General features: G+C 70.3%; 14 protein-coding genes and 1 tRNA gene. 4 read left to right on the top strand and 11 right to left on the bottom strand.

The window, feature by feature from the left end; translation table 11 throughout:
- Positions 1-16 precede the first annotated feature (16 nt).
- Positions 17-934 (top strand): LysR family transcriptional regulator, encoded by a 918-nt coding sequence (locus ACEUEL_RS21245; protein ID WP_405709969.1) that lies wholly within the window; start codon positions 17-19, stop codon positions 932-934.
- Here ACEUEL_RS21245 and ACEUEL_RS21250 read toward each other — a convergent pair.
- From ACEUEL_RS21250 to ACEUEL_RS21270, 5 genes are all read right to left on the bottom strand, one after another.
- Positions 891-1940, bottom strand: coding sequence for an ABC transporter transmembrane domain-containing protein (locus ACEUEL_RS21250; RefSeq protein WP_405709972.1), 1050 nt, complete (start codon positions 1938-1940; stop codon positions 891-893). The two genes, ACEUEL_RS21245 and ACEUEL_RS21250, sit on opposite strands and share 44 nt — an antisense overlap.
- A 95-nt stretch (positions 1941-2035) precedes the next feature.
- Positions 2036-2269 carry a hypothetical protein gene (locus ACEUEL_RS21255; protein ID WP_405709975.1) on the bottom strand — a complete coding sequence of 78 codons (234 nt, stop codon included), beginning with the start codon at positions 2267-2269 and terminating at the stop codon, positions 2036-2038.
- A gap of 185 nt (positions 2270-2454) precedes the next feature.
- A complete protein-coding gene (locus ACEUEL_RS21260) occupies positions 2455-2877 on the bottom strand; it encodes a DUF930 domain-containing protein (protein ID WP_405709977.1) in 423 nt (140 codons plus the stop codon).
- A gap of 197 nt (positions 2878-3074) precedes the next feature.
- Positions 3075-4565, bottom strand: coding sequence for a DUF3300 domain-containing protein (locus tag ACEUEL_RS21265; protein ID WP_405709980.1), 1491 nt, complete (start codon positions 4563-4565; stop codon positions 3075-3077).
- A gap of 341 nt (positions 4566-4906) precedes the next feature.
- Entirely contained in the window at positions 4907-5938 is a 1032-nt protein-coding gene (locus ACEUEL_RS21270) for a glutamine synthetase beta-grasp domain-containing protein (protein ID WP_405709983.1), read from the bottom strand.
- A gap of 448 nt (positions 5939-6386) precedes the next feature.
- Here ACEUEL_RS21270 and ACEUEL_RS21275 point away from each other — a divergent pair, with 448 nt between their 5' ends.
- Entirely contained in the window at positions 6387-6584 is a 198-nt protein-coding gene (locus ACEUEL_RS21275) for a DUF2735 domain-containing protein (RefSeq protein ID WP_405709986.1), read from the top strand.
- A gap of 341 nt (positions 6585-6925) precedes the next feature.
- Here the strand turns inward: ACEUEL_RS21275 and ACEUEL_RS21280 are convergent, their stop codons facing one another.
- From ACEUEL_RS21280 to htpX, 3 genes are all read right to left on the bottom strand, one after another.
- A complete protein-coding gene (locus ACEUEL_RS21280; RefSeq protein WP_405709988.1) occupies positions 6926-7558 on the bottom strand; it encodes a DUF1003 domain-containing protein in 633 nt (210 codons plus the stop codon).
- 274 nt (positions 7559-7832) lie between these two features.
- A tRNA-Thr gene (locus ACEUEL_RS21285) sits at positions 7833-7908 on the bottom strand.
- 89 nt (positions 7909-7997) lie between these two features.
- Entirely contained in the window at positions 7998-8957 is a 960-nt protein-coding gene (gene htpX / locus ACEUEL_RS21290; RefSeq protein ID WP_405709991.1) for a zinc metalloprotease HtpX, read from the bottom strand.
- Between the two features lie 139 nt (positions 8958-9096).
- Between htpX and ACEUEL_RS21295 the strand changes: the two genes are divergently transcribed.
- Positions 9097-9315: a DUF1674 domain-containing protein gene (locus tag ACEUEL_RS21295; RefSeq protein ID WP_405709994.1), complete on the top strand. Its 219-nt coding sequence runs from the start codon at positions 9097-9099 to the stop codon at positions 9313-9315.
- A 28-nt stretch (positions 9316-9343) separates the two neighbouring features.
- Here the strand turns inward: ACEUEL_RS21295 and arfB are convergent, their stop codons facing one another.
- From arfB to ACEUEL_RS21310, 3 genes are all read right to left on the bottom strand, one after another.
- Positions 9344-9769, bottom strand: coding sequence for an alternative ribosome rescue aminoacyl-tRNA hydrolase ArfB (gene arfB / locus ACEUEL_RS21300; protein WP_405709996.1), 426 nt, complete (start codon positions 9767-9769; stop codon positions 9344-9346).
- 14 nt (positions 9770-9783) lie between these two features.
- Positions 9784-10284, bottom strand: a complete 501-nt coding sequence (locus tag ACEUEL_RS21305; protein WP_405709999.1) for a cyclic nucleotide-binding domain-containing protein — start codon at positions 10282-10284, stop codon at positions 9784-9786.
- A 205-nt stretch (positions 10285-10489) separates the two neighbouring features.
- Entirely contained in the window at positions 10490-11176 is a 687-nt protein-coding gene (locus ACEUEL_RS21310; protein ID WP_405710002.1) for a response regulator transcription factor, read from the bottom strand.
- A 221-nt stretch (positions 11177-11397) separates the two neighbouring features.
- Between ACEUEL_RS21310 and ACEUEL_RS21315 the strand changes: the two genes are divergently transcribed.
- Positions 11398-11952, top strand: a complete 555-nt coding sequence (locus ACEUEL_RS21315; protein ID WP_405710005.1) for a L,D-transpeptidase family protein — start codon at positions 11398-11400, stop codon at positions 11950-11952.

Raw genomic sequence — 11952 nt, forward strand, 5'->3', positions numbered from 1 at the left:
CGGAAATGGGCAGAGCATGGATTGGGATCACCTGCGCGTCTTCCTCGCCGTCGCCCGCGCCGGCCAGATGCTGGCGGCGGCGCGCCAGCTCGGCCTCGATCACGCCACGGTCGGGCGCCGGCTCGGCGCGCTGGAGACGCGCCTCGGCGCGCGGCTGGTCGAGCGGCGCACCTCGGGCTGCGAGTTGACCCCGGCGGGCGAGCGGCTGCTCGTCCATGCCGAGCGCATCGAGACCGAGACGCTGAAGGCGCAGTCCGCGCTCGGCGATTTCGATCTCGCCGTCTCCGGTCCGGTGCGGATCGGCGCGCCCGACGGGTTCGGCAGCTATTTCCTCGCCCCCCGCCTCGGCGCGCTGGCGGAAACCCATCCGCGCCTCGAACTCCAGCTGGTGCCGCTGCCGCGCAGCTTCTCGCTGCCCCGGCGCGAGGTCGACATCGCCGTCACGCTGCAGCGCCCGGAGGAGGGGCGGCTCGTCGCGCGCAAGCTCACCGACTACACGCTCGGCGTCTACGCCGCGCGCGCCTATCTCGCGCGCACCGGCCCGATCGCGAGCCTTGCCGATCTCGCCGGGCGCACGCTCGTCACCTATGTGCCGGACCTGCTCTACAGCCCGGCGCTCGATTATTTCGAGGCGTTCCGCGACATCGAGGCCCGCCGGCTCGCCTGCGCCAGCGTGGTCGGCCAGATGGAGGCGGTGCGGGCGGGCGGCGGTGTCGGCATCCTGCACGACTACGCGGCGCGGGCGCATCCCGAACTGGTGCCGCTGCTGCCCGATCTCGCCTTCCGCCGTACCTACTGGCTGGTGACCCACGCGGATGTGCACGAATTGCGGCGGATCCGCGAGGTGGAGCGCTTCATCGCCGCACGGGCCCAGGAAGCCCGCGCCCTGTTCATCGCGACGGCGACGGCGCCGGCACCGAACCCGGCGGGCTGAACGCCCGACCCGCCTGCGTGCGCAACTCGGCATCGATGTCCCGTACCGCGCTCGCCACCAGCCGGTATTTGGTCAGCGTCACCGCGAGGTCGCGGAACCAGTCGACCAGCCCGCCCCACGGATCGTTCACCCGCGACAGGCCGGAGAGGAAGGCGACCACGGTGCCGACCTCGGTCTGCCCGTTCACCACGAACCAGCCGCCCACCGCGAGGACACCGGCGACGGCGATGTGGTTGAGAAGGTTCATCAGGAAGTTCATCGAGAACTTCAGCTTGAAGATGCCCATGTCGAGCGCGAAGACGGTGTCGATGCGTCGCCGCTGCAGCCGGCCCGGCGTGCCCTCGGTGTCGGCCACCTCCGCCACCATGCCCCCGCTCACCTCGCGCAGCGTGGCGATGCGGCTGGCGACCCGCCGGTTGATCGCCGCCTGCATGATCGGCACGAACACGATCTGCGGGATGAAGACGAGCAGCGCCACCAGCGCCATGGCCGGCTGCAGATAGACCATGTAGCCGAAGATGCTGACGAGGATGCCGCCCTGCACCAGCGGCTCCGACAGGAAGGAGCCGACGAAGCCGCCGATCGGCTCGGCCTCGGCCAGCATCAGCGAGGTCTCGATGCCGACCGCCCGCGCCCCGCTGCCATCCGCCGGCGCCCGGCGGGCGAGCGTCTCCACGGTGAGCCGCAGGCTGCGCACGGCCTTCTCGCCGAGCCAGTTGCGATAGATGTTCATGGCGAGCTTGATCAGGCCCTGCCCGAACGCGACGCCGGCATAGATCAGCGCCAGCACCAGGATGGTACGGTATTCGCCGCCCTTGAAGGCGTCGTTGACGATCCGCCGCTGGATCTCGAGCGGCACCATCTCCAGAAGGAACACCGCCACCGACAGCACCGAGAGTGCGACCTGATGGGCAAAGCCGAAGCGCAGCACGAATCCCGGCAGCGTCGCCGGCATGCGGGCGGCGGCAAAGACGGTATCGGCACCGGTATCGCGCGGGGGTGTCATCCGCGGGACGCTAGCGGCGTTTGGCGGGCCCGCCTATCGGGCAAGTTGCGGAGCGGTCGCGCTCGCGCGGGTCGACCGGCCGCGAGCCGGGCGGCTCAGCGCTTGGCCCGGGCGAGGCGGGCGGCGTGCCGGACGGCGCCGCGCAGATCGGCCGCCGCCTTTTCCCGCTCTTCGCGCAAGGCCTTGAGACGCAACGTCTTCTCGCGCAGGGCCAGCTCCTCGGCCTGCTGCGGCGTCAGCCCCGTCGCGGGAGCGGCGGCCGGGGCCTTCTGGGTGGCGGCGAACAGCGCTTCGGCACGGCTGCGCGGATCGGTTCTATCGGACTTCATCAGGGGTTCCGGAAGACAGGGTTTTGAAAGCGGGAGACGCCGGCCGATCCGACGCCGGCTGGCGCGCAGCTGGCGTCTGCTCCCGTCGAACACGGACCAACCCGTTGATTCGGGACGTCTTTATGGGTGCCACGATTCGCGCCGCCGCGACAAGGGCCGGGTACCGGTCGACGCTCGTCGACGGCCTATGGCGGCACCAGATAATGCTGCGCCCACTCCGATTCGGGAATCGCGTCGCCGAGCTTGAAGCTGAAGGCGCGGATGTCGGTACCCTCGGCGCTGGTCTGGCAGGAATAGGACATGTGGTACCAGACATTGCCGCTGCGCACCGCCGCGCCCGGCGCCTTCAGGCTGTCCGGCCCGGCCTGCGTGTCGGCAAACGCATAGGCGACCAGTTCGTCGGGATGGAGGTCGCTGCGCTGCCGGCCGACCTCGCCCATGCCGCGGGCATTGCAGCGCTGCTCGATGCGCGCCGCCGGATCGAGCGACATCAACGTCTTGTCGCTGAGCGCCGTCTCGGCGGTGCCGGCGGGCGTGGCGGCACGGGTGGCGCGGCTGGTCTTGCTCGTGCCCGTGCGCGGTCGTGTCTTCGCCTGGGCGGCGGGCATGGCCGCAAGCCCCGCCAGAGCGAGGGCCGCCAGGACGGGCGGAATCGATCGTGTGAGAAGATGTGACGCCATCGCCGGGGAGAGGAAACCGGCGATATGTCATTCGTGTGGCCGCACCGCACCGGTGGCGCCGGTGCCGCAGGAGGCCGGAGACGGTGTCGCCTCCGGCCCCTCGAGGACGGCCTGGAATGCCGGCGTCAGTTGCGTCCCGGTCCCTGCGGCGGACGGCGCGGGGCCGGCCGGGCATTGGACGGGCGCTGCTGCGGCCGCGGCCGGGCGTTCTGCGGCGGACGCGGACGCGCATTCTGGCCGGGACGGGCGTTCTGCGGCGGGCGCGGGCGCGCATTCTGGCCGGGTCGGGCGTTCTGCGGCGGGCGCGGGCGCGCATTCTGGCCCGGACGGGCGTTCTGCGGCGGACGCGGACGCGCATTCTCACCCGGTCGCGCGTTCGGACGCTCGGGACGGGCACCCGGACGTTCGGGTCGCGCACCCGGACGCTCGGGACGGGCGCCGGGACGATCAGGACGCGCACCGGGACGGTCGGGGCGGGCGCCGGGACGATCAGGACGCGCACCGGGACGGTCGGGCCGCTCCGGGCGGACGCCGGGACGTTCCGGGCGGACCGGCCGGTCGGGACGCACGCCGGGACCATCGGGCCGAACGATCGGCCGGTCGGGACGGCCCGGGCGATCCGGCCAGGCACTGCCGGGACGGTCGGGACGCCACTGCCCGGGTGGACGGCCGGGACGACCGGGCGGCGGCGGACGCCAGCCGGGCGGACGGTTCCAGTGCGGCGGGCGGTGCCAGCCGGGGGGATGCACCCACACCGTGTTCCAGCGCCGGTTGTTCCAGCCCCAGTTATTGTTCCACGCCGAACCCACCAGCACGCCCGTGCCGAACAGCAGGGCGCCGGTCACCGCGGTGTTGAAGACCGCCGAGGAATCGTAGGTCGGCACATAGATGCGCTCGGGATTGGCCGGCTGGATGTAGATGACCTGCTGGCCGCCTTCCTGGCGGGTGACGACGTTCTGCTGCGGCGTGCTCTTGAGATTGCCCTTGCTGGCCGCCTGGGCGCGCAGCATCTGCACCACGGTCGAGACGTCGCCCGGCTGGGTGGCGAAGGCGATGCCCAGCGATTCCATCCAGTCGGGATGTTCGGCCAGCATCTCGATCACGTCGGGAAAGCGCAGCAGCGCCTGCACCGACGCATCCCAGCCCTTCGCCTCGGCGGCCGCGAAATCGCCGCGCGTCGCCGCCGCTTCGTTGGCGGTGAGCCAGGCGTCGGCGTCGATCACCTGCTGCGGGAACATGCTCGCCGGCAGGATGAGCGCCAGCAGCGGATCCGGGTAGAGCGCGATCGGACCGAGCAGATATTGCAGGTCCGCGACCGTATAGGCCGGTGCCGCCGGAGCGGCGGCGTTGGGCGCCTGCGGCAGGCCGGGCGGCGGCGCGGGCGTGGCCGCCGGCGCGGGCACCTCGGGCTGGGCGGCCGCCGCCGGGGGCGGCGCCTCGGGCGGCGTCGGCTGCGCGGAGGCGGGCGGCTCGGCGGGAACGGGCGGCGTCTGCGCGAGGACCGGGTAGACGGTCGTCGTCCAGCCGAACACGGCGGCGATCGCAATGCGGGAGAGACTGCCGGCCCAGAAGGGTGACTTGTAGGGGGTTCGGCGGCTGTGCGGGGGTTCGGACATCGGCGCCTCCAGTTATCCTTTTGTTGAGGGAGGAAAAATCGCCCCGCTGCAAGCTAGGATTTCCCCTCGGTCCTGACAACGAAGATGCACCGGAAACAGTTTCATTCCCCGGAATCGGTAAATATTCACGACGAAAATACAGTGCGGGCGCGCCACCCGTCCCGGCGCTATACGCAGTGTCCCGGACGCCACCGCGGCCGAAGACGGCGCCCGACCGCACCGCATCGGCACGCGTTCCGCCCGCTGCGGCGGCATTCACCGAAAACGCAAACCGCGCCGGGAGGGAGCCCCCGGCGCGGTTGGTTCGATCGGACCGGTGCGCGCGGCGCCGGAGCTGGCGATCAGGCCGCGGCCGACACCTTGGTCGGAACCTCGGCAATGGTCGACAGCACGCGCGAGGCGATCGCATAGGGGTCGCCCTGGGAGTTCGGGCGGCGATCCTCGAGATAGCCCTTGTAGTCGTTCTTCACGAAGGAGTGCGGCACGCGGATCGAGGCGCCGCGATCGGCCACGCCGTAGGAGAACTTGTTCCAGGGCGCCGTCTCGTGCTTGCCGGTCAGACGCTTGTCGTTGTCCGGGCCGTAGACCTCGATGTGCTCCTTCCAGTTCTTGCCGAAGGCGGCCATCAGGGCTTCGAAATACTCCTTGCCGCCGATGGTGCGCATATACTCGGTCGAGAAGTTGCAGTGCATGCCCGAGCCGTTCCAGTCGGTGTCGCCGAGCGGCTTGCAGTGGAACTCGATGTCCACGCCGTACTTCTCGGTGAGACGGAGCAGCAGGTAGCGGGCGATCCACACCTCGTCGGCGGCCTTCTTGGAGCCCTTGCCGAAGATCTGGAATTCCCACTGGCCCTTCGCGACTTCCGCGTTGATGCCTTCGTGGTTGATGCCGGCCTCGAGGCAGAGCTCGAGATGCTCCTCGACGATCTGGCGCGCGACGTCGCCGACATTCTTGAAGCCGACGCCGGTGTAGTACGGGCCCTGCGGGGCGGGGTAGCCGTGCTCGGGGAAGCCGAGCGGACGGCCGTCCTTGTAAAAGAAGTATTCCTGCTCGAAGCCGAACCAGGCGCCCTCATCGTCCAGGATGGTGGCGCGGGCATTGGTCGGGTGCGGCGTGCCGTCGGGCAGCAGCACTTCGGACATGACGAGCACGCCGTTCTTGCGGGCCGGGTCCGGATAGACCGCGACGGGCTTCAGGATGCAGTCCGAGCTGTGGCCTTCGGCCTGCTGCGTCGAGGAACCGTCGAAGCCCCAGAGCGGGAGATCGTCCAGCGTCGGGAAGTGATCGAATTCCTTGATCTGGGTCTTGCCGCGCAGGTTCGGGGTCGGCTTGTAGCCGTCGAGCCAGATGTACTCGAGCTTGTACTTTGTCATGTCGGGTCTCTCGTGGAATGACGAGGCACGCCCCGGCGGATCCGGGTGGCCCAGCCAGCGGCTGCTAAATTCGAAGCATTTCCCGTGCCAATTGCGGCCGGCGGTGGTGCCCACCGCGCCGGGCGCACGATCGCGCGGGTGGGGACCGATCAGCGCGGCGGCCCGGATCGCGGACGGAGCGGGTTGATTCCACAGCACTAACCGGCCATCGCCCGCCACCCCTGTGGCGCCATGGGCATACGGGCGGGGCGGAACCTGACGCCGCGGCGGCACGGAACCGGTGCGGGCCCGGGCGCGTTGCCGGAGGCGCAAGCACGATTGGCGCGTGCTGATTTTTTAGCCATTCGGTGATTTCATAACAGGCATTCTGCGCAACATCTGGCCAAGATGTGCTATAAGGTTTTCCCGAGCGGCGCTGCATCGCGCTGCAAAATCTGGAGACAAGACAATGCAACGTTCCAGTCCTGGCCTCGGCGCCAAGATATACGCCTTCCCGAAGGGAGGTCGTGCCGGCCTTCATGGCCAGCGCGACGCCGAGCCCCGCCGCGACGAGATCGACCCGCGCTGGCTGCCCAAGTTCGACTACAGCGGCAGCTGGTATCATGACGAAGCGGTCAAGGAATCGACCCAGAACACCAAGCGCTGACCCGGCGCCATGCCCGAAACTGGTTTTGATTCAGTCGATTACGTGATCTGAAAGGGCCGACGTCACCGCGTCGGCCCTTTTTCGTCGGCGGCGACGGCCCCCGCATCCGCTCCACCGCTCGCGCCGTCCGCGTGCCGATCGAGTAATCTCCGTTACCTGCCGCAGCGCCCCGGCTGACAGCGACGCCGCGCACAGGACGCACGAGCGGAACACGTCGGATCCGGCCCCGGTTGGCCTCCGCGGGGTTCAGAATCACCCCACCCATTTCCCGGTTGCTGTTGCAGCGCGATACCGCCGTCTGCCGCATATTTCAGCACGCCTTGCTGGGCGCGCCGGGCCCTTCAGTCGCGCAGCCGCACGTCGCGCCCCGTGCCGCCGGCCGGATGCAGGCCGCCCATCGGTGCCAGCGGATGGACGGCGGAGGGGTGCGCGCCGTTACCCTCGGGCACGAAGGTCGGTTGCGCGAGGCGCTGCTCGATCCGTCCGAGCGCCTCCTCGACCGCGCGCAGGCGACCCTCGGCGCCGGACGGGCGTGCGGCGGCGATGTCGCGCAGAGTGGCGACCTCCACCGCCATGCGCAGGGTGATGGCATATTCCTTTGCGGCGTGGGCCCGGCTGCGGCGGGTCTGCCGGTTCTGCGCCATCAGGATGAGCAGCGCCTGCGTCGGCGCCAGGATGGACAGAAACAGGTTGAGGGCCGGGTAGGGAAACGGGTCGAACGGTACGTGCCGGTGCGAGTTCATTTCCAGCCAGAACACCAGCAGCCCCAGGAAACAGCCGATGAAGACCCAGGACCCCGCCCACATCGAGAGCTTTTCGGCGAGCCGTTCGTGGAAGGGCACCGTCGCGAGCCGGTGCTGGCTGGTCTCGATCCGCCGGGCCAGTCGGTGAAGCAGCCGCCGGTCGCGCTCCGACAGAGAGCTCGCGCCATGCATCAGGAGCTTTTCGCCCAACGTCCGGATCGCCGCATCCATCGCCCGACCTTTCGGTGAACCGCGACAACGGCGTCAAGCTCAGTCGCGGATTGCGGCGGAGCTATGGTTGCGCCACGCGCCGCGACGATCGGCGCCGGGCCGCACCTTGCCGAGGCGCACCCGTCGGTCCGCCGTCGAGACCGCGCGGAAGCGGCCGGGCGAGATCGGGGGAATCGACGCGCCCGCACCGAAAGGGTGCGTGCACGAATTCCGGCAGAGGGCAGGATGATGGGAAGTCGCCCGGTTAGTTGGACGGCGCCGACGGGCGGGGAAGTGGTGCCGCTTACAGGATTCGAACCTGTGACCCCCGCATTACGAATGCGATGCTCTACCAGCTGAGCTAAAGCGGCAACGGCGCTCTCTGTAACCTCGACGGCGCGTCATTTCAAGCGTGGGTCATCGTGCCGAGGGGACGGCGGCGGACGCCGCGCCGGGAGGGTCAGCCCCACGGCCCCCGCCGGGGGGTGTCGGGCGCCGCACCGCGCCCCCAGGCGCCGGAGGAGCCCGTCGCCACGGACCCGCCCCGGGGCGTCGCCGACGCAAAGCCCGACCCGCCGCCACCCATGCGCTCGGCCAGCGCCCGCAGCGCCGCGATGCGGTTTTCGGTCGCCGGGTGGGTGGAGAACAGATTGTCCATACGCGCGCCCGACAGCGGATTGATGATGAACATGTGCGCGGTCGCCGGGTTGTGCTCGGCCTCCATGTTCGGCACCTGGTGCGCGGCATTGGAGATGCGCGCCAGCGCCGAGGCGAGCCACATCGGCTGGCCGCACATTTCAGCGCCGAGCTTGTCGGCCTCGTATTCGCGCGAGCGGGAGATCGCCATCTGCACCACCATCGCCGCCATCGGGGCGAGGATCATCATCAGTATCGTGCCGATGGCGCCGAACGGCCGGTCGCGGTCGCCGCCGAAGAACATGCCGAAATTCGCCAGCATCGAGATGGCGCCCGCCAGCGTGGCGGTGATCGTCATGGTCAGCGTGTCGTGATTCTTGATGTGCGCGAGTTCGTGCGCCATCACGCCGGCGACTTCCTCGCGCGACAGCGAGTTGAGCAGCCCCGTGGTCGCCGCCACCGCGGCGTTCTGCGGGTTGCGCCCGGTCGCGAAGGCATTCGGCTGGGGGTTGTCCATGATGTAGACCGCCGGCATCGGCAGGTTCGCCCGCCGCGCCAGCTCCTCGACCATGCCGACATATTCCGGCGCGCTCGAGCGGTCGACCCGGCGGGCGCCGTACATCGACAGCACCATCTTGTCCGAGTTCCAGTAGCTGAAGATGTTCATGCCCGCGGCGACGACGAACGCGATCATCATGCCGCCGCGCCCGCCCAGCAGGAAGCCGACGGCCATGAACAGGGCCGTCATGCCCGCGAGCAGGATCGCCGTGCGCAGATAGTTCATGGTCCTCCTCCACCGCCGCCCGCCTCATCAAGGATGCGGAAAACGGCTGAACTAGGATGGGAACGGCGGCTCGCTTCCGCAAGGGCAGAGCGGGCGCCGACCCTTGACGCCGCCCCCGGGAGATTGATGCTAGCGCGCCATGAGCGAACCCGAAACGCCGCCCCCCCTGCCGGCCGCCGCCGCGCCCGGACGCCCCCTCACCCCGGCCGCGCGCCGCGCGCTGGAGGAGGCCGCGGCCCGGCGCGCGGCCCGCGACGCCGACGCCCAGCCCGCCCCGGCCGAGATCAACGGCCGCGACGGCCCCGAGCCGGTGCGCTACGGCGACTGGGAAGTGAAGGGCATCGCCTCCGATTTCTGAGCGGGGCGGCAAGGTTCCGCCGCCGGCGTCAGTCCTCGTGCTTGGGTCGCGACTGGCGCAGCGACTTCACCTCGCCGCGCTTCGCCTTGCTGTCGAGCCGCCGCACCTTCGAGCCGAGCGTCGGCCGTGTCGGGCGGCGCTTGACCGGCACCACGCTCGCCGCGCGGATGAGCTCCAGCAGCCGTTCCAGCGCGTCCTCGCGGTTGCGCTCCTGGGTGCGGAAGCGCTGGGCGATGATCACGATCACCCCCTCGCGGGTCATGCGCCGCCCGGCCAGGGTCGTGAGCCGTTCCTTGACGCCCTCCGGCAGGCTGGGCGAGCCGCGCGCGTCGAAGCGCAGCTGCACGGCGGTGGAGAGCTTGTTGACGTTCTGCCCGCCCGGTCCCGAGGCGCGCACGAAGCTCTCCTCGATCTCCGCCTCGTCGAGGGCGATGGTCGCGGTAACCGGGATCATGGCGGCTGCCCCGCTCAGCGCCCGAGCGGACGGCCGGGCGCACGCGGGGGCGGCTCGATCGCCTCGAGGCGCTGGCGGACGGCATCGAGATCGGTCAGCGTGCCGGCGATGCGGTCGCGGATCATGCGGGCGACGCGGGCGGCCGCGTCGGGATAGCTCTCGAGCGTGCGCAGGAAGATGCTGCGGGGGATGCGCAGCACCGTGGACAGCTCGGTGGCGGTCGCGGTCGCCGGGCGCTTGCAGTCGGTGAGCAGGGCGAGTTCGCCCATCAGCGTGCCCGGGCCGACGGTCTGCGGCCCGTCCCGGCGCCGGCTGCGCCGCTCCTGCGTCAGGGCGAAGGTGCCGCTGACGACGACATAGCCCGAATCACCCGACTGCCCCTCGCGGAACAGGATGTCGCCGCCCCGCACGATCCGGCTCTCGGCACCGATGGCGATGATTCGCAGCGCGTCCCGCCCGAGCATCTGGAAGGTCGGTATCCGGTCGAGCAGCGCAATATCGTCGTCGATGGACATGCGGCAGGCGGCCAGGGGCAGGAGGGCAAGGGCAAGCGGATTCGGCGGGCGCCGGTCGCGTCGCGACGCGGTTCTGCCGAGCGAATCACACTTTCCCGGCAGAGCCTAGGACAAATCGCCCCGCGCCGCGGCCGACCCGCGGGCGCATCGCCCGGCGCTCGGCGCGGGAACACCGGACGCGTGGTCGGCCGGCGGCGCGTTCCGGTCAGGGCAGCAGCTTGTAGCCGCCCGCCTCGGTCGCCAGCAGGTTCGGGTGGGAGGGATCCTTCTCGATCTTCTGGCGCAGGCGGTAGATGTGGGTTTCCAGCGTGTGCGTGGTCACGCCGGAATTGTAGCCCCACACTTCCTGCAGCAGGATCTCGCGCGCCACCGGCTTCTTTCCGGCGCGGTAGAGGTAGCGCAGGATCGCCGTCTCCTTCTCGGTCAGGCGGATCTTCGAGTTCCGCTCGGTGACGAGCAGCTTCGCGCCGGGCCGGAACGTATAGGGGCCGATGGTGAAGACGGCGTCCTCGCTCGCCTCGTGCGAGCGCACCTGCGCCCGGATGCGGGCCAGCAGCACGGCGAAGCGGAACGGCTTGACGACATAGTCGTTGGCGCCCGCCTCGAGCCCCATGATGGTGTCGCTCTCGGTGTCGTGGCCGGTCAGCATGATGACCGGGGCCTTGAACCCCTTGCGGCGCATGGCGCGCACGGCATCACGCCCGTCCATGTCCGGCAGGCCCACATCCATCAGCACGAGATCGATGCGGCTCGCCTCGACTTCCGCCATCGCCTCCTGCGCTGTTCCGGCCGTGACGGTCTCGAACTCGTCGAGCAGGCCGAGCTGTTCCACCAGCGCATCGCGAAGCTCGATGTCGTCGTCGACCACCAGAATTCGCTGGGCATTCGCCATCTGATTTTTCCCGTGACCCGCCCGTCCCACTCATGAGGACAGGCGCCGCTGTGTTCACGCCGCGTGAATCGCTCCCGCCGATCTCGTATAGGATGCACCGGCGCCGCGCGCTGCGGAAGTAGGCTGACGGATGGGGAGCCGGCAAGCGCAACAGCGGTTGCCGGATCGGGCAAAGCCGGCTTTACGGGCCGAGCTGACGTGATCGTGAAGGTGGAACGGGCGTGGATCGTCGCAGATCGGGATCGGCTCAGGGACCGGTGGCGCCGGCGTTGCGCGTCGTGACGCAGCCGGGGCACAAGCAGCGCGGCGTCCTGCTCTGGCGCGGCAGCCGTATCCCCGTGGCGCTCGGCCGCGCGGGCATCCGCCACGCCAAGAAGGAGGGCGACGGCGCCACGCCCGCCGGCATCTGGCGGCTGGTCGAACTGCGCTGGCGGGCGGACCGGGGCGCCCGTCCCGTCACCCGTCTGCCGATCCGGCCGATCCGGCGCGACGATGGCTGGTGCGACGATCCCGCCGATCGCCGCTACAACCGGCCGGTCCGCCTGCCGCTGCGGGCCTCGCATGAGGAGATGTGGCGCGCGGACCGCCTCTACGACCTCGTCATCGTGCTCGACCACAACCAGCGCCCGCGCAAGGCGCGCGGCGGCTCGGCGGTGTTCCTGCATCTGGAACGGCCGGACGGCGGCCCCACCGCCGGCTGCGTCGCCTTCCGCCCGGCCGACCTGCGCCGGCTGCTGCCGCATTTGCGGCCCGGCACGCGCCTGCGGATCGGTTGA

This window comes from Ancylobacter terrae (assembly GCF_045108345.1).
Taxonomy (GTDB): domain Bacteria; phylum Pseudomonadota; class Alphaproteobacteria; order Rhizobiales; family Xanthobacteraceae; genus Ancylobacter.